Origin of the sequence: Microbacterium sp. 22195 (genome assembly GCF_052056515.1) — a bacterium.
In the GTDB taxonomy this organism is placed as follows: Bacteria; Actinomycetota; Actinomycetes; order Actinomycetales; family Microbacteriaceae; genus Microbacterium.
Genome location: NZ_JBQEPE010000006.1, coordinates 88,598 through 104,208 on the forward strand (window position 1 = coordinate 88,598; position 15,611 = coordinate 104,208).

The window sequence follows — 15,611 nt, forward strand, 5'->3', positions numbered from 1 at the left end:
CGGGCGGGTGCACCGTCGGTCCCGGACGGGACCACGGCGCACCCGCTCTCGGTTGTGAAGGGGGCACGGATGCCGCTCACCGGTCGCTTCGGCATCGAGGAGGAGTTCACGCTGCTCGACGCCTCCACGCTCGTGCCCGTCTCCGCCGAGGGAGTCCACGCCGCCGTGCTCGGCGACGTGGAGGGCGGAGGCCGGCTGAGCGCGGAGTTCATGACAAGCCAGGTCGAGGCGGCGACCGATCCGGTCGGTTCGCTCGCGCAGGCGCGCGAGCAGCTGGGGCGGATGCGTCGGATGCTGGCGGAGCACGCCCCGGAGCGCACCGTCGTCGCGGCCACGGGTGCGCCCTTCGCTCTCGCCGGTGCCGGGCGCGTCACCCCCACGCCGCACTACGACGACGTCTCGCAGCTGATCGGCCGGCTCGCGTCGGAGCACACCGTGAACGGGCTGCACGTGCACGTGGAGGTGACCGGCGACGAGGAGCGAGTCCGCGCGCTGCTGCGCCTCCGCGAGGCGCTTCCGCTGCTGCTCGCGCTCAGCGCGAACTCGCCCTTCGCGTTCGGCGTGCCGGCCGGACTGGCCAGCTGGCGGAGCACGCTGATCCGGCGGCTTCCGGTGTCATGGGGGCCGCCGATCTTCACGGATGCCGATCACTACCGCCGCACGGTCGACCGGCTCGTCGGGATCGGACTGCTCCCGGCCCGCTCATCCGTGTCCTGGGCCGTGCGCCTGTCGGAGCAGTACGACACCGTCGAGACCCGGGTCGCGGATGCCCAGCTGGAGGTCGAGGACACGCTGCTGCTGACTGCTCTGACCCGGGCGATCGTCCTCGCCGACGACGTCGTCCCCACCAGCTCGGCTCCCGACGACCTGGACGCCTCGCTGTGGCTCGCCGCGAGGCACGGGATGCAGGCGCGGTTCTGCACCGCGGACGGCGGGTCGGAGTCGGCGTGGGCGGCCGCGGAGCGGGTGCTGGCCGGCATCCGTCCGGTGCTCGACGAGCTCGGCGACGCCGAGTTCGTCGACGATCGCCTGGCCTACCTGCGGGCGGAGGGCACGGGCGCCGAGCGCCAGCTGCGAGCGCACGCGAGCGGCGGGGTCGAAGGGCTGGCAGAGCTCTTCGACGCACCGAGTCAACCGTTGGCGTAGCCCATGCCCATGTGCTCGCGCACCTCGGCGAGCGTCGCCTCGGCCATCGTGTTCGCGCGCGCGTTGCCCGCGGATTCGGCATGTTCCTGCTCATTCTCGTCTCCGTGGCCCTCGCCGCGACCGGCGTGCTGCTGCTGATCGGTCAGCGGTCGCCCATTGTCCCGGCACCACCTCACGAGCCGACTGCACCGCCCGCCGTCTGATTCGGCTCGGCACCCGCGATGTGACCTGAACCGGTCGCCGTCGATACACTGCACGGATGATCATCTGGCGTGGGTGGGGGATACTGGCGGTCATCTATGCCGGTGCGGCGGCGGCATTGTTCGGCGGGCTGGGCAGCACGTTCCTGCCCTATGCGGCGGTACCGGTGTCCATCGCGATCGGCATGATCGGCGCCGCGATCGCGACGTGGTACACCGGGCAGGCGCTCAACGGCACCGGGGCGCAGCGCAAGATCGACGCGTGGGCGAAGGCTCGTTCCGAGCAGTTGCACGAGCTCGTCGAGACCGGCCGGTTCAGTCTCGGCCCCGGGCAGCCGCAGCCGCAGTCCGTCGAGGAAGCGCGCCAGCAGAGCGCGTGGCTTTTCGAGCAGGAGACGCAGCAGGCACAGCGCGCGCGCAACCAGCACACGCTCTTCTTCATCCCGCTGCAGTACTGGGCCTTCGTGATCGCGGCCGTTGCCGTGTTCGCCGCGATCTCGGGTGTCATCCGCCTCGCGGCGTAGCATCCGCTCTGCAGAGCGCTCTTCTCGGCGACGCCGAGTGTCAACCGTTGGCGTAGCCCATGCCCATGTGCTCGCGCACCTCGGCGAGCGTCGCCTCGGCCATCGTGTTCGCGCGCGCGTTGCCCGCGCGGAGCACCCGGTCGACGAGGTCGGCGTCAGCGGCGAGTTCGGCCCTGCGCGCTCTATGCCCTGAAAGGAATATATTCACGGCGTCCGTGGTGAACGCCTTCAGCGCCCCGCTTCCGGCACCCCCGATCCGCTCGGCGACGGCCTCCGGCGTGCTGCCGGTGCACAGCGCGGCCGTGGAGAGCAGCCCCGCGACGCCTGGCCGAGCCACCGGGTCATAGGTGATGACGCGGTCGCTGTCGGTGACCGTGCGCCGCACGGCATCCGCAGTCTCGTCCTCGCTCATCGACAGCGCGATCGCGTTGCCATAGGACTTCGACATCTTGCGGCCGTCGAGCCCGGGGATCTCCGGCGTCTCGGTGACCATCGCCTCGGGTTCGGGGAACACCTCGCCGTACCGCTCGTTGAAGCGGCGCGCGATGGTGCGGGTGATCTCCACGTGCGGCAGGTTGTCCTTGCCGACCGGCACGAGATTGCCCTTGCAGAACAGGATGTCGGCGGCCTGGTGCACCGGATACGTCAGCAGCAGCCCGCTCAGCGCGCGGCCGGACGCCGCCTGCTCGGCCTTCACGGTGGGGTTGCGGTGCAGCTCCGCCTCGCTGACCAGGCTGAGGAACGGCAGCAGAAGCTGATTGAGCGCCGGGACCGCGGAGTGGGTGAAGATCGTGGTGCGCTCGGGGTCGAGTCCCGCGGCCAGATAGTCGAGCACCGCGCCCCGGACGTGGTCGCCGACGTTCACCGCGGTGTCCCGGTCGGTGATCACCTGGTAGTCGGCCAGGATGACGAACGTCTCCACGCCGAGCGCCTGCAGGCGCACGCGCTCGCGGATCGTGCCGAAGAGGTGGCCGAGATGCAGGCTCCCGGTGGGCCGCTCCCCGGTGAGGACGCGGAACGCCCCGGGGTCGTCGTTGATCCTGCGTTCGAGGTCCGGCATCCGCTCCTGCGTCGCCGCGTATGAATCCGTCATGGTGAGTCCTTCCGAGAGAAGGGCCGCACGACGAGGGATGCCGCGAACCGGGGCGCGGGCTGCCGTGCAGCCCGCGAACATGCGTCAACCGGCTGCTACTGCAGCCACCACGAGGATCGGGTCAGGGAACGCATGTGCACCAGGATACGCCTGTCCCCGCCTCCGGACGGTCATCCGGGGGCGGGGCCGCGCACGTCCGTCACATCGCGAGGAATGCCTTCAGCGCGGCGTTCACGTCGTCCGCATGGGTCCAGAGCAGACCGTGCGGGGCGCCCTCGATCTCGACGTAGTCGGCCGCGGGGACGGCCTCGTGGAAGCGCCGTGCGGTCGCGTCGATGGGGAGGATGTTGTCCTTCGTCCCGTGCAGGATGAGGGTCGGCTTGTCCGCGAGCCGAACGGCCTCGACATCACCGCGGAAGTCCTCGATCCACGACGGCACGACGGCGTATGCGGCGACGGGCGCGCTGGTGACCGACAGGTTCCAGTTCGCCGTCACGACCTGCTGGCTGATCCGGCTGCCGAGATTCTCGTCGAGGTTGTAGAAGTCGTTGTAGAACTGGGTGAACCACGAGTAGCGGTCGGTTCGGGCGGCCTCGACGATGCCGTCGAAGACCTCCTGCGGCACGCCTTCGGGGTTGTCGTCCCGCTGGACGAGGAACGGTTCGAGCGACGCCAGGAAGGCGAGCTTCGCGACGCGGTCGTGTCCGTAGGTGGCGACGTACCGCGCGAGCTCGCCGGTTCCCATCGAGAAGCCGACCAGGACCACGTCGCGGAGGTCGAGCGTCTCCAGCACGGTGTTGAGGTCCGCGGCGAAGGTGTCGTAGTCGTACCCGATGCCCACCTTCGACGAGTTGCCGAATCCGCGACGGTCATAGGTGATGACGCGGTATCCCTGAGCGAGCAGCTCGCGGGTCTGCAGTTCCCAGCTGTGACCGTTCAAGGGGTAGCCGTGGATGAGCACGACCGGCTGCCCTTCGCCCTGGTCCTCGTAGTAGAGCTCGATGGGCGTGGTGTTCTCGGTGCCGACGTTGATGTACCCCATGGGATCGTTCCTTTCGACGTGAGCGAGAACGATCGTTCTCGCTTCGCTGCCCACCATACGAGAACGATCGTTCTCATGTCAAGTATGCTGATGTCATGACCGAGACGGATGCACGCGAGCAGATCCTCAGCGCCGCGGAGGACCTCTACTACCGCAAGGGATACGCGGCCGTCGGCATGGACGAGCTGCGCACCGCCGCCGGCGTGTCGCTCCGGCGCCTGTACGCCCTCTTCCCCTCGAAGATCGACGTCATCGCCGCCGTGCTGCAGCGCAAGCACAAGGAGTGGGAGGCGGCGCTGGAGGCGGCGGTGACTGCCGCCGGAGACAGCTCCAGGGATCGGCTGCTCGCGGTGTACGGGCATCTCGAGAGGTGGTTCTGCGACGACGACTTCCGCGGGTGCGCGTTCATCAACGCGTTCGGAGAGCTCGGGGGCAACGATCCCGAGGTCGCCCGCGTCGTGCGAGAGCACAAGGCGGCCTTCCAGGAGCGCATGGCCGTGCTGGCGGAGGAGGCCGGGGTGCCACGTGCTGTCGCATTCCAGCTCTCGATACTCGCCGAGGGTGCGCAGACCACGGCGGCGATCGCCGCCACCCCTGACGCGGCGCGGCATGCGCGCGCAGCCGCCGAGATCCTCATCGACGCGTCACTCGCGACGCATCCGCCCCGGGTGTGATGCACACGATCTGGGGCCCGAGCACCTGACCCGCGCCTCCCTGGTCAGGCTGAGGTCGCCACGGAGTGTCGATCGGCGCGCATCCGGAGCCGCCGCAGGCCGAGGCCGACCAGTCGGAGCACGCCGGCGACGATCGCCCCGGCGAGCGCGCCGAGCGAGTTCCAGACGACATCCCCCAGGTCGGGCACACGACCGGGGATGCGCGACTGCAGCGTCTCCACCGCGATCGACAGGAAGAACCCGATCATCGGCGCCAGCACCCAGAGCCGCCTGCTGAGCAGGATCGCCAGCGCGGCCCCGAGCGGGACGAACATCAGCGCGTTCAGCGTGCTCTCCACCTGCGCGTAGGTCATCGGCTCGATCACCGGGTTCGCGACGAGGTGCGCGAACCGCATGAAGAGTCCGCGTGCGGGCCCCACCAGCGCCCGCGGTGCGAGCGTGAGCATGAGGATCGTCGCGGCCGACACGAGCATCAGGAGGACCCGGATGCCGGTGCCGGAACGGGCTGGAAGCTGCAGACTCGAAGTCGTCATGACACCACTCCATCCGATCGGATGTTGCGTGAGCGTATGAAATCCCGGGTTCCCGAACGTCGCCCGCCGTGTGCGGCGCGTCCTGCGGTTCAGCCCGAGGTCAGGAAGGGCGGAACCCGGCGAAGCAAGATCTCGACCAGGTCCGGATCCATGAAGTCGTAATCGTCGGGGATGCCGAGCACGGCGACTCGCACGTGATCGAGGTGCCGCATGAAACGCCGGCTCAGCTCCCGCTTGTGCTTGTTCTCCATCACGAGCACCAGATCGGCCCACTCGAGGTCCTCGGGTCCGAGGACCTCGTCCGCATCCGGCTTCAGGCCGGCCGAGGCGACCTCGATCCCCGGCCACGTGCGGAACACCTGCTCAGCGGTCGGGCTGCGCAGCCGGTTGCGACTGCAGACGAAGAGCACCCGCATCACGAAGACTTCGATACGCAGATCATCGATCGCAAACATAGCGTCGTCGAGGTCTCGCACCTGAGCACCCCGCGTGCAAATGAGAAGGTCCCGACCCTCCGGGCCGGGACCTTCTCATTACTGTGCGCGAGGGGGGACTTGAACCCCCACGTCCTTGCGAACACTGGCACCTGAAGCCAGCGCGTCTACCTATTCCGCCACTCGCGCAGTGTCTCGTTCCGAAGAACTCAACCTGCTAACACTAACATGTCCGAGCCGGTGCTCCGAACACGGCGACTGGCGACAGCATCCGTCGAACGGCGTCCGCAAGCCGTAATCCCGCCTCAAGAGGCGCATATTCAGCGGGGCTGGCTACGATGGCCCCAAACAGGTCGGATGCCAGAGGAGCCCCGTGGGACTACTTGACAGCTTTGAGAAGGGTCTCGAGCGCGCCGTGAACAGCGCGTTCGCGAAGACCTTCCGCAGCGGCATCCAGCCCGTGGAGATCGCCTCGGCCCTGCGACGCGAGGCGGACACCAAGGCGGCCGTGGTCAGCCGCGAGCGCATCATCACCCCCAGCGACTACCTCGTGCGGCTGAGCCCCGAGGACCACGAGCGGATGCTGAGCCTCGGCCACGCTCTGAACGACGAGCTCTTCGCCCTGCTGACCAAGCACGCCCGCACTCAGGGCTACAGCTTCTCCGGCCCCCTGCACATCTCGATCGAGGGCGACCCGCAGGTCGCCACCGGCACCGTGCGCGTGAACTCCTCCTCCGTGGAGAGCAGCGTCTCCTGGCAGGGCGTCGTCGAGGTGGACGGTCGTGAGCACCCGCTGACCAGCGCCCGCACGGTGATCGGCCGCGGCAGCGACGCGGGCATCACCATCGCGGATGCCGGCTCCAGCCGGCGCCACGCCGAGATCCTCTGGGACGGCGAGCGCGCCATGCTCCGCGACCTCGGCTCCACCAACGGCACCAAGGTCGACGGGCAGAAGATCCGCGAGGCGGCGCTCGCCCCCGGGTCCACCTTCACCATCGGGCGGACGCAGCTGACCTTCCGCGTGGTCCCGGTCTCGAAGGGAGCCGCCCGATGAGCGACCTGCTGCTCCTGCTGCTCCGCATCGGCTTCCTGGTGATGCTGTGGTTCTTCGTGTTCGCGGTGGTCTACTCGCTGCGGGCCGATCTGTTCGGCGTCCGCGTGCGCAAGATGCCGGCGGCCGAGGCCCCGGTCCCCGCGGCTCCCGTGCATCAGGCACCCCGCCCGAGCGCCCCCGCGGCGAAGGCCGCCACACGCCTGATCATCACCTCGGGCCCGAAGGAGGGCCTCGAGGTCCCCCTCGGCACCGCCGACTCCATGTCGATCGGCCGCTCCAGCGAATCGGGCCTGGTCATCCGCGACGACTACACCTCCAGCCACCACGCCAGGCTCACCCGCCGCGGCGACATCTGGACCCTGCAGGACCTCGGCTCCACCAACGGCACATTCCTCGACGGCCACCGGCTGAGCGACAAGCCCGTCCAGGTGCAGATCGGCAGCGCCATCAAGGTGGGCGCCACGACTTTCGAGCTGCGAGCGTAAGGGCGCAGCCTCCAGATGGTCTTCGAGGGCTCGAGCGCCGCGATCTCCCACACCGGGAAGGTCCGCTCCAACAACCAGGACTCCGGGTACTCCGGGGCGAACCTGTTCGTCGTCGCCGACGGCATGGGCGGGCACGCGGGCGGCGACGTCGCCTCGAGCATCGCGATCGGCCGCATGGAGGGCCTCGACCACGCCTATGCGTCCACCGACGACGCGCAGGCGTCGCTGCAGGCGGCAGCCACCACCGCGGCATCCGATCTGGTCCGCGCCTCGAAGGAGCGACCCGAGCTGGCGGGCCTGGGCACCACGCTCAGCGCGATCGTGATGGTCGATGACCACGCGGTGATCGGGCATATCGGCGACTCGCGCATCTACCTGTACCGCGACGACGCGCTCACCCAGATCACCACCGACCACACGTTCGTGCAGCGGCTGGTCGACTCCGGTCGCATCACCCTCGAAGAGGCCCGCTACCACCCGCGCCGCTCGGTGCTGATGCGCGTGCTCAGCGACATGGACATCGCGCCCGACCTGGACATGTTCGTCATGCCCACGCATCCGGGCGACCGCTGGCTGCTCTGCTCCGACGGACTGTCCGGCGTGGTCGACGAGGCGCACATCGCCAAGGCGATGGGGCAGGGCCTCGCCCCGGGCCGCACGGCCGACAACCTGCTCAAGCAGGCGCTCGACGGCGGTGCACCGGACAACGTGACGGTCGTGCTGGTCGACGTCGGCGGGGCGCATCCGCTCTCCTCCGGCACCCCCACGGTCGTCGGCGCGGCATCCAACCCGTCCAGCCTCCCGGTCGCGCCGCCGCGCAGCTCGCTGACCGGCTGGCTGCACCCCGTGCTGCAGGCCGCCAACGAGCCCAGCCACTTCGAGCCCGACTCCGACTACTTCGAGGAGATCATCGAGGAGGACAAGCGCCGCCGCACCCGCCGGCGCATCGCCTGGCTCGCCGGCCTGCTCGTCGCGGTGCTCGCGCTGATCGGCGGCGGAATCCTCGCCTACAACTGGACGCAGACGCGCTACTTCGTCGGCGCCGACGACGACAGCGTGGTGATCTACCGCGGCATCCAGCAGGACCTCGGGCCGATCAAGCTCTCCACCGAGGTGAAGGACACCTTCATCCTGCTGGCCGACCTGCCCTCGTACCAGCGCGACTCCGTCGAGCGCACCATCAACGCCCGCTCCCTGGCGGATGCCATCGCCATCACCGAGCGACTGCGGCAGAGCGCCCTCCCGCCCATCCCCGTGCCGATCCCGACGCCGACGCCCTCCGCGCCCGAGCCCACGCCGACGGAGGTGCCGACGCCATGACCGACGTCGCCGCCGACACCAGCGTCCTGAAGGCGCTGAAGCGGATCCGGATGCCGCAGAAGCAGCGCAACCGGGAGTTCTGGCTGCTGCTGTTCGCCATCGCCATCTCGGGAGCGTCCCTGACGCTCGTGCAGCTCGGCGCGCTGGGCGCGATCGACCCCATGATCCTCGTGATCGGCGGAGCGCTCGCGGTGCTCGTCTTCGCGGTGCACGTGGTGCTGCGCGTGGTGGCATCGGATGCCGATCCGTTCGTGCTGCCGATCGCGACGACCCTCACCGGTCTCGGCATCGCGATGATCTACCGCATCGACATCGCCAAGCAGCTCTCCGGCTGGCCGGCGTTCTCGAACAAGCAGCTGGCCTGGACGGCCATCTCCCTGGCGGGCGTCATCGCGCTGGTCATCGCCCTGCGCAACTACCGCGTGCTCTACCGGTACACGTACATCTTCGGCCTCGCCGGCATCGTGCTGCTGATCCTGCCGTTCATCCCCGGTCTGAAGGCGAGGGGCGCGACCGCCGACGTGTGGGTGTCGCTGGGCGGCATCTTCTCGTTCCAGCCGGGTGAGCTGGCCAAGATCTGCCTGGCGATCTTCTTCGCCGGGTACCTGGTGCGCACCCGTGAGAGCCTCAGCTCGGTGGGCAACCGGTTCCTCGGCATGACCTGGCCGCGGATGCGTGAGCTCGGCCCCGTGCTGGTGGTGTGGATCATCTCGCTGCTGATCATCGTCACCCAGCGCGACCTGGGCACCGGGATGCTGATCTTCGGCATGTTCATCGCGATGCTCTACGTCGCGACGGGCAAGACCAGCTGGGTGCTGATCGGCCTCACCGGCGTCGCCATCGGCGTGTTCCTCGCCACCCGGGTGCTCGCATACGTGCAGCGCCGGTTCACGAACTGGCTGGACGCGTTCAACCCCGATCTGATCCAGGCTCAGGGCGGCAGCTACCAGCTCGTCGAGGGCATCTTCGGCCTGGCGCACGGCGGGCTGATCGGCACCGGCTGGGGTCAGGGCCGTCCGCACATCACCCCGCTCGCCAACAGCGACTACATCATCCCCAGCCTCGGCGAGGAGCTCGGCATCGTCGGCCTGTTCGCGATCCTCTGCCTGTACATGGTGTTCGTCAGCCGCGGCCTGCGCATCGGGCTCGCCGGCCAGGACGACTTCGGCAAGCTGCTGGCCACCGGGCTGTCGTTCACGATCGCCCTGCAGGTGTTCATCATGGTCGGCGGTGTGACCCGCGTCATCCCGCTCACCGGCCTGACCACGCCGTTCCTGGCCGCCGGCGGATCGTCGCTGGTCGCCAACTGGCTCATCGTCGCGCTGCTGCTGCGCATCAGCGACGGCGTGCGCCGCCAGCCCAGAGTGGTGATCGGATGAGGGGAGTGGTGATCGGATGACCAAAGAGCTGCGCCGCCTCAGCTTCGTGATCCTCGCGATGTTCCTGTCGCTGTTCCTGGCCACCAGCTGGATCCAGGTGATGGATGCCGACAACCTGGCCCAGAACCCGGCCAACACGCGCACCCGGCTGGACAGCTACCAGATCCAGCGCGGATCGATCCTGGTCGGCGACTCGGCGATCGCGAGTTCCGTGCAGACGGACGACAAGTACCAGTACCAGCGGGTCTACACGGATGCCGCGATGTGGGCGCCCGTGACGGGCTACTTCAACCCGGTGCTGCAGTCCTCCACGGGCATCGAGAGCGCGCTGAACGCCGAACTCTCGGGCACGACCTCGAACTCGCTGGTCGCCGAGATCGAGCGCATCCTCTCCGGCCAGCCGCAGCAGGGTCTGAGCGTGCAGCTCACCATGAACGCCAACGCGCAGCGTGCGGCCTGGGACGCGCTGCAGGGCCTGCAGGGCGCCGTCGTCGCGATCGAGCCCTCCACCGGGCGCATCCTGGCCATGGCATCCACCCCCGGCTTCGACACGAACAAGCTGGCCGTGCACGACGCGAAGTCCGTGAACACCGAGCACGACGCGCTCGTGGCCGACCCGACCAAGCCGCTGTACAACCGCGCGATCGCCGGGAACCTCAACCCGCCGGGGTCGACGTTCAAGCTCGTCGTCGCGAGCGCCGCGCTGAGCTCGGGCAAGTACACGCTCGATTCCACGCTGCCGAACCCGGCCCGCTACACGCTGCCCGGCACCTCGACCGAGATCTCCAACGCCTCGGGCACCACCTGCGGCGAGGGGGAGACGACGACGATCGCCCAGGCGATCATCCGCAGCTGCAACATCCCGATGGCGGAGCTGGCGGCCGAGCTGGGCGACAAGGCGATCCGCGAGACGGCGGAGAAGTACGGCTTCAACTCCGAGTTCGCGATCCCCCTGAAGGCCACTCCCTCGAAGTACCCCGAGGGGCTCAACGACCCGCAGACCGCGCTGACCGGATTCGGCCAGGGACAGGTCACCGCGACGCCCCTGCAGATGGCCATGGTCGCCGCCGGCATCGCCAACGGCGGCGCCGTGATGAAGCCGCGGATGGTGGATGCCGTGATCCGCGACGACTTCTCGGTGTACAAGCAGTACACCGATGAGGCGTTCGACCAGGCGATGCCCGCCGACCAGGCCAAGGCGCTCACCTCTGTGATGGTGCAGGGAGTCAGTTCCGGGGCGGCGACGGGTGCAAGAATAGACGGCGTCGATGTCGCCGGAAAGACGGGCACGGCGCAGAACGGATCCAACCCGTACACGCTGTGGTTCACAGGTTTCGCACCGGCGGAGAATCCGAAGGTTGCGGTGGCAGTCGTCGTCGAAGACGGCGGTGGAAGAGGACAGTCGGGTTCCGGCAACGGTATTGCCGCCCCGATTGCGAAGAAAGTCATAGAGGCGGTGCTGGGCAGATGAGGCCGACGCAGGGTGTGTCGTTCGGTGGTCGCTACGAGCTGCAGTCGCGGATCGCGATCGGCGGCATGGGTGAGGTCTGGGAGGCGACGGATCACGTCATCGGACGCACCGTCGCGATCAAGATCCTCAAGGACGAGTACATGGGCGACCCGGGCTTCCTGGAGCGCTTCCGCGCCGAGGCCCGCCACGCCGCGCTCGTCAACCACGAGGGCATCGCGAGCGTGTTCGACTACGGCGAGGAGAACGGCTCCGCCTACCTCGTCATGGAGCTCGTGCCCGGTGAGGCGCTGTCCACGATCCTCGAGCGCGACGGCGCCCTGAGCGCGGACAAGACGCTCGACATCGTCTCGCAGACGGCATCCGCTCTGCAGGCGGCGCACGCCGCCGGCCTGGTGCACCGCGACATCAAGCCGGGCAACCTGCTGATCACGCCCGACGGCCGCGTCAAGATCACCGACTTCGGCATCGCGCGCATCGCCGACCAGGTGCCGCTGACCGCCACCGGCCAGGTGATGGGCACCGTGCAGTACCTGTCGCCCGAGCAGGCCTCCGGCCACGCCGCATCGCCGGCCACCGACGTGTACTCACTGGGCATCGTCGCGTACGAGTGCCTGGCGGGCAAGCGACCCTTCACAGGGGAGTCGCAGGTCGCCATCGCGATGGCGCAGATCAACGAGCAGCCGCCGCCGCTTCCGTCGACGGTGCCGCAGCCCGTGCAGAACCTGGTCATGGCGATGATCGCCAAGAAGCCCGCCGACCGGCCGTCCTCGGCCGCGACGGTGTCGCGCGCCGCGCAGGCGCTGCGGCGCGGCGACCTGAACTCGGCCGCGATCGCCGTGCCCGCCATCGCCGGAATCGGCGTGGCGAACGCCGACGACGCGACGCGCATCCTCACCGGGATGGGCGACGGTCAGGCCACCAGCATCCTGCCGACCACGGCTCAGCTGCCCACCGGGCAGGCGGATGCCGAGGAGCAGCCGCAGAAGAAGAAGCGCAGCCCGTGGACCTGGCCCCTGGTGGCCCTGATCGCGCTGCTCGTCATCGCGCTCGGCGGCACCCTGCTGGGTCTGCTCCTGAACCAGGGTGACGGCAAGCCGGTCGACAAGACGTCGAGCTCGGCGCCCGCCACGAGTCCGTCGCAGTCTCCGACCGAGGACACCGCGGAGCCGGTGAACATCGAGTCGCTGAACCTGATCGGCATGACCTGCGATGCGGCGAAGACCGTGCTCGCGGCGAAGGACCTCACGCTGGACTGCGTCGCCGGGAACCCTGCCGGGTCCGAGGCCGAGCAGGGGCAGATCTACGAGCTGGTGGACAGCGGCAACGTCACCCCTCCCGCCACGATCCGGGTGAAGTACTACGCCGACCAGGTCGCGATCCCCGCGCCGGCGTCCGCGCCCAGCATCCCCGGGACGCTGACCGAGGGCGAGGAGGCGACCGTCAACTGGAACGCCTACGTCTGCCCCTCCGGCACGGACGCGCTATCGGGCTACGAGGTGACGATCGTGAACGCGAAGTTCCAGAACGGCTCGACCACCCTGAACTTCAAGCCGGGCACCGGCTCCGCAGTGATCGTCGTCGACCAGGGCTCGGCGGGCAAGACCGTGACGGCCACCTACCGCGCCTTCTGCGGCGACCGCGCCTCGGGCATGTCCAACTCGGGCACCTCCACGGGCATCCAGCCGGGATCGCCCCTGCCGACCGAGGGGATCACGCCGCCTCCCGCCAATTGATCAGGTTCCAGCGGGTAATCTGACAGGAGACTTCAAGGCATCAGGGGGAGACGGGACGTGACGACAGAGCCGCGCATTCTCGCCGACCGCTATCGGGTCGATGAGGTGATCGGCAAGGGCGGCATGGCCCAGGTGCACCGCGGGTACGACCTGACGCTGGGCCGCGAGGTCGCGATCAAGATCCTCGACCCCGAGCTCGCGCGCGACACGGCGTTCCGCACCCGGTTCCGCCTGGAGGCGCAGGCCGCCTCGCGCATGTCGCATCCGTCGATCGTCCGCGTCTTCGACGCCGGCGACCCGGGCGCGACCCCTGGTGCGCAGGGCGAGACCGAGCCCTACATCGTGATGGAGCTCGTGCACGGCACGCTGCTGAAGGACATCATCGCCGCGGGCCCCCTGTCGGTCGAGGACGCCATCCGCTACACCGACGGCATCCTCGAGGCGCTGGACTACTCGCACCGCGCCGGTGTCGTGCACCGCGACATCAAGCCCGGCAACGTGATGATCACCGACAAGGGCACCGTCAAGGTGATGGACTTCGGCATCGCCCGCGCGGTGTCGGACTCGTCGTCGACCGTCGCCGAGACCACGCAGATCATCGGTACCGCCGCGTACTTCTCGCCCGAGCAGGCCAAAGGCGAGTCGGTCGACTCGCGCACCGACCTGTATTCCACGGGCGTGGTGCTGTACGAGATGCTCACCGCACGTCAGCCGTTCCGCGGCGACTCCCCGGTGGCCGTCGCCTACCAGCACGTCAGCGAGACGCCGGTTCCGCCGTCGGAGGTGAACGAGGAGCTGCCCCGCGCGCTGGATGCCGTGGTGCTGCGCGCTCTCGCCAAGGACCCGTACCAGCGCTTCCCCGACGCCGGCTCGTTCCGCATGGCCCTGCAGGGCATCACGACGGGGCACGCGCCCACGAAGAAGGAGATCGGCGCCCTCACCAGCGAGCTGTACGGGTCGAGCCCGCGTCAGGCGCAGGAGACGGCCCGATCGCTGCGGCAGCTGAGCACAGACACGACCATGACCCGCACCCAGTCCGGCCCTCCGGTGGCGTGGATCTGGGCCGGCGTGGCGCTGCTCGCCGTGCTGCTGGTGTCGGTGCTGTTCTGGGTCGTCAGCCTCTCGATGCGCCCGCCGGAGACGCCCTCGTCGTCGGTGACCGTGCCGAACCTGGTGGACCTCACCGTCGCCGAGGCCAAGACCGAGCTCAAGGACGCCGGGCTGGTCGCCGACGTGCGCCACGAGTCCAGTGCGGACTTCGAGGTGGATCACGTGATCCGCACGCAACCCGGCACGAATGCGAAGGTCTCCAAGGGCGAGTCGATCATCGTCTACGTGTCCACCGGCGCCGACACCATCGACATGCCCGTGATCGAGGGGCTGTCGCAGGACGACGCGACCAAGGTGCTCAAGGACAACGGGCTCGTGCTCGGCACGATCGAGCAGACCAACGATCCGACCGCCCAGGCGGGCACCGTGCTGCACTCCAGCCAGCAGGCCGGCACCAAGGTCGCGCCGGGGACGACCGTGAACCTGGTGGTCGCGAACGGCAAGGTGACGGTCGAGGACATGACCGGCTTCACGATGGATGCCGCGACCAAGAAGCTCGAGGCGCTGTCGCTGACGGTCACCCCGACCGAAGTCGGTGCCTGCACCGAGGGCCAGTCGCCGAACACCGTGCTGTCGATGACGGTCTCGCCCGGCGAGGTGCCGATCCTCTCGACGGTCGGCCTGAGCTACTGCACCGCGGGCTGATCCCGCTCATCCGGGGCTGAGCGCACGCTCGCCAGCCAGTTGCCCAGCAGACGGTGCCCGTCCTCGGTGAGCACGCTCTCGGGGTGGAACTGCACGCCCAGGATCGGCAGGCTCTCATGGGCGACGGCCATGATCGTGCCGTTCTCAGCGCGTGCGGTGACCCGCAGTTCGGCGGGCAGATCCGACTCGACGAGGGCGAGGGAGTGGTATCGCCCGGCGGCGAACGGAGAGCGGATGCCATGGAACAGGGCGGACCCGTCGTGGGTGACCTGCGACACCATGCCGTGCATGAGCTCGGGCGCTCTGGCGACCGTCCCGCCGAACGCCTCGCCGATGGCCTGATGCCCCAGGCACACGCCCAGGAGCGGCATCCGCCTCTCCGCCGCCGCGCGCACGACGGCCAGCGAGGCCCCCGCGTCCGCGGGGGTGCCGGGACCGGGGGAGATCATGACGGCGTCGTGGGCGTCCAACCGGGGATCGAGGTCGTTCTCGTCCAAGGCATCCGCCTCCACCATCGTCACGACGGCGCCGAGTTCGCGCAGGTACCCGATGAGGGTGTGCACGAAGCTGTCGTGGTTGTCGACCACCAGCACCCGCACGCTCATTCCACGTCGACCTCTCCCGGGGTGATGAGCGGGCTGACCCAGGGGAACACCCAGAAGAACAGCGCATAGAGCACCGCCGCCAGCACGGCGAGCAGGATGATCAGGCGCACCCACCAGGGGCCGGGCAGGAGGCGCCACAGTGCTGCGTACATCGGTGGTCTCC

Annotated in this window: 17 protein-coding genes and 1 tRNA gene; 10 read left to right on the plus strand and 8 right to left on the minus strand. The window is 69.1% G+C overall.

The annotated features are described in order from the left end of the window. Positions 1-69: 69 nt before the first annotated feature. Positions 70-1,146 carry a carboxylate-amine ligase gene (locus ACTJJ4_RS16065; RefSeq protein ID WP_440944242.1) on the plus strand — a complete coding sequence of 359 codons (1,077 nt, stop codon included), beginning with the start codon at positions 70-72 and terminating at the stop codon, positions 1,144-1,146. Here ACTJJ4_RS16065 and ACTJJ4_RS16070 read toward each other — a convergent pair. Next, the gene (locus tag ACTJJ4_RS16070) at positions 1,131-1,322 is read right to left on the minus strand and encodes a hypothetical protein (RefSeq protein WP_440944243.1); all 192 of its coding nucleotides are present in this window, start codon (positions 1,320-1,322) and stop codon (positions 1,131-1,133) included. The genes ACTJJ4_RS16065 and ACTJJ4_RS16070 overlap by 16 nt on opposite strands. Positions 1,323-1,405: 83 nt before the next feature. Between ACTJJ4_RS16070 and ACTJJ4_RS16075 the strand changes: the two genes are divergently transcribed. Continuing rightward, the gene (locus tag ACTJJ4_RS16075) at positions 1,406-1,870 is read left to right on the plus strand and encodes a hypothetical protein (protein ID WP_440944244.1); all 465 of its coding nucleotides are present in this window, start codon (positions 1,406-1,408) and stop codon (positions 1,868-1,870) included. 40 nt (positions 1,871-1,910) lie between these two features. On the opposite strand, the gene trpS is transcribed toward ACTJJ4_RS16075, so the two are convergent. After that, complete coding sequence (gene trpS / locus ACTJJ4_RS16080) at positions 1,911-2,963, minus strand: tryptophan--tRNA ligase (RefSeq protein WP_440944245.1); 1,053 nt, start codon at positions 2,961-2,963, stop codon at positions 1,911-1,913. A gap of 199 nt (positions 2,964-3,162) precedes the next feature. Then, positions 3,163-4,005, minus strand: a complete 843-nt coding sequence (locus tag ACTJJ4_RS16085; RefSeq protein WP_440944246.1) for an alpha/beta fold hydrolase — start codon at positions 4,003-4,005, stop codon at positions 3,163-3,165. A gap of 95 nt (positions 4,006-4,100) precedes the next feature. Between ACTJJ4_RS16085 and ACTJJ4_RS16090 the strand changes: the two genes are divergently transcribed. Beyond that, positions 4,101-4,679: a TetR/AcrR family transcriptional regulator gene (locus tag ACTJJ4_RS16090; RefSeq protein WP_440944247.1), complete on the plus strand. Its 579-nt coding sequence runs from the start codon at positions 4,101-4,103 to the stop codon at positions 4,677-4,679. A gap of 44 nt (positions 4,680-4,723) precedes the next feature. Here the strand turns inward: ACTJJ4_RS16090 and ACTJJ4_RS16095 are convergent, their stop codons facing one another. The 3 genes from ACTJJ4_RS16095 to ACTJJ4_RS16105 form a co-directional block, all read right to left on the minus strand. Next, positions 4,724-5,212 (minus strand): VanZ family protein, encoded by a 489-nt coding sequence (locus ACTJJ4_RS16095; RefSeq protein WP_292698740.1) that lies wholly within the window; start codon positions 5,210-5,212, stop codon positions 4,724-4,726. 89 nt (positions 5,213-5,301) lie between these two features. Continuing rightward, entirely contained in the window at positions 5,302-5,667 is a 366-nt protein-coding gene (locus tag ACTJJ4_RS16100) for a low molecular weight protein tyrosine phosphatase family protein (protein ID WP_440944248.1), read from the minus strand. Between the two features lie 84 nt (positions 5,668-5,751). Then, a tRNA-Leu gene (locus tag ACTJJ4_RS16105) sits at positions 5,752-5,835 on the minus strand. Between the two features lie 184 nt (positions 5,836-6,019). On the opposite strand from ACTJJ4_RS16105, the gene ACTJJ4_RS16110 reads away from it, so the two are divergent. From ACTJJ4_RS16110 to pknB, 7 genes are read left to right on the plus strand one after another with little or no spacing between them, the layout of a single operon-like run. After that, positions 6,020-6,700: an FhaA domain-containing protein gene (locus tag ACTJJ4_RS16110; RefSeq protein WP_440944249.1), complete on the plus strand. Its 681-nt coding sequence runs from the start codon at positions 6,020-6,022 to the stop codon at positions 6,698-6,700. Beyond that, positions 6,697-7,185 carry an FHA domain-containing protein FhaB/FipA gene (locus ACTJJ4_RS16115; RefSeq protein ID WP_292698737.1) on the plus strand — a complete coding sequence of 163 codons (489 nt, stop codon included), beginning with the start codon at positions 6,697-6,699 and terminating at the stop codon, positions 7,183-7,185. The genes ACTJJ4_RS16110 and ACTJJ4_RS16115 overlap by 4 nt, the downstream gene beginning before the upstream one ends. A 15-nt stretch (positions 7,186-7,200) precedes the next feature. Further along, a complete protein-coding gene (locus ACTJJ4_RS16120) occupies positions 7,201-8,505 on the plus strand; it encodes a PP2C family protein-serine/threonine phosphatase (protein ID WP_440944250.1) in 1,305 nt (434 codons plus the stop codon). Beyond that, complete coding sequence (locus ACTJJ4_RS16125) at positions 8,502-9,884, plus strand: FtsW/RodA/SpoVE family cell cycle protein (RefSeq protein WP_440944251.1); 1,383 nt, start codon at positions 8,502-8,504, stop codon at positions 9,882-9,884. The genes ACTJJ4_RS16120 and ACTJJ4_RS16125 overlap by 4 nt, the downstream gene beginning before the upstream one ends. 16 nt (positions 9,885-9,900) lie before the next feature. Next, positions 9,901-11,355 (plus strand): peptidoglycan D,D-transpeptidase FtsI family protein, encoded by a 1,455-nt coding sequence (locus ACTJJ4_RS16130; RefSeq protein WP_440944252.1) that lies wholly within the window; start codon positions 9,901-9,903, stop codon positions 11,353-11,355. After that, positions 11,352-13,088: a protein kinase domain-containing protein gene (locus ACTJJ4_RS16135; protein ID WP_440944253.1), complete on the plus strand. Its 1,737-nt coding sequence runs from the start codon at positions 11,352-11,354 to the stop codon at positions 13,086-13,088. The genes ACTJJ4_RS16130 and ACTJJ4_RS16135 overlap by 4 nt, the downstream gene beginning before the upstream one ends. Before the next feature lie 57 nt (positions 13,089-13,145). After that, positions 13,146-14,843, plus strand: a complete 1,698-nt coding sequence (gene pknB, locus ACTJJ4_RS16140; RefSeq protein ID WP_440944254.1) for a Stk1 family PASTA domain-containing Ser/Thr kinase — start codon at positions 13,146-13,148, stop codon at positions 14,841-14,843. Here the strand turns inward: pknB and ACTJJ4_RS16145 are convergent. Next, a complete protein-coding gene (locus ACTJJ4_RS16145) occupies positions 14,825-15,448 on the minus strand; it encodes an anthranilate synthase component II (RefSeq protein ID WP_440944255.1) in 624 nt (207 codons plus the stop codon). The genes pknB and ACTJJ4_RS16145 overlap by 19 nt on opposite strands. Beyond that, on the minus strand, positions 15,445-15,600 hold the full coding sequence (locus tag ACTJJ4_RS16150; protein ID WP_440944256.1) for a hypothetical protein: 156 nt from the start codon (positions 15,598-15,600) through the stop codon (positions 15,445-15,447). The genes ACTJJ4_RS16145 and ACTJJ4_RS16150 overlap by 4 nt, the downstream gene beginning before the upstream one ends. Positions 15,601-15,611: the final 11 nt, after the last annotated feature.

Excerpts from the sequence above, each read along its gene's own strand:
- ACTJJ4_RS16065 (WP_440944242.1), top strand. The coding sequence starts at position 70 with ATGCCGCTCACCGGTCGCTTCGGCATCGAGGAGGAGTTCACGCTGCTC.
- ACTJJ4_RS16075 (WP_440944244.1), top strand. The coding sequence starts at position 1,406 with ATGATCATCTGGCGTGGGTGGGGGATACTGGCGGTCATCTATGCCGGT.
- trpS (WP_440944245.1), bottom strand. The coding sequence starts at position 2,963 with ATGACGGATTCATACGCGGCGACGCAGGAGCGGATGCCGGACCTCGAA.
- ACTJJ4_RS16085 (WP_440944246.1), bottom strand. The coding sequence starts at position 4,005 with ATGGGGTACATCAACGTCGGCACCGAGAACACCACGCCCATCGAGCTC.
- ACTJJ4_RS16090 (WP_440944247.1), top strand. The coding sequence starts at position 4,101 with ATGACCGAGACGGATGCACGCGAGCAGATCCTCAGCGCCGCGGAGGAC.
- ACTJJ4_RS16095 (WP_292698740.1), bottom strand. The coding sequence starts at position 5,212 with ATGACGACTTCGAGTCTGCAGCTTCCAGCCCGTTCCGGCACCGGCATC.
- ACTJJ4_RS16100 (WP_440944248.1), bottom strand. The coding sequence starts at position 5,667 with ATGTTTGCGATCGATGATCTGCGTATCGAAGTCTTCGTGATGCGGGTG.
- ACTJJ4_RS16115 (WP_292698737.1), top strand. The coding sequence starts at position 6,697 with ATGAGCGACCTGCTGCTCCTGCTGCTCCGCATCGGCTTCCTGGTGATG.
- ACTJJ4_RS16120 (WP_440944250.1), top strand. The coding sequence starts at position 7,201 with ATGGTCTTCGAGGGCTCGAGCGCCGCGATCTCCCACACCGGGAAGGTC.
- ACTJJ4_RS16125 (WP_440944251.1), top strand. The coding sequence starts at position 8,502 with ATGACCGACGTCGCCGCCGACACCAGCGTCCTGAAGGCGCTGAAGCGG.
- ACTJJ4_RS16130 (WP_440944252.1), top strand. The coding sequence starts at position 9,901 with ATGACCAAAGAGCTGCGCCGCCTCAGCTTCGTGATCCTCGCGATGTTC.
- ACTJJ4_RS16135 (WP_440944253.1), top strand. The coding sequence starts at position 11,352 with ATGAGGCCGACGCAGGGTGTGTCGTTCGGTGGTCGCTACGAGCTGCAG.
- ACTJJ4_RS16145 (WP_440944255.1), bottom strand. The coding sequence starts at position 15,448 with ATGAGCGTGCGGGTGCTGGTGGTCGACAACCACGACAGCTTCGTGCAC.
- ACTJJ4_RS16150 (WP_440944256.1), bottom strand. The coding sequence starts at position 15,600 with ATGTACGCAGCACTGTGGCGCCTCCTGCCCGGCCCCTGGTGGGTGCGC.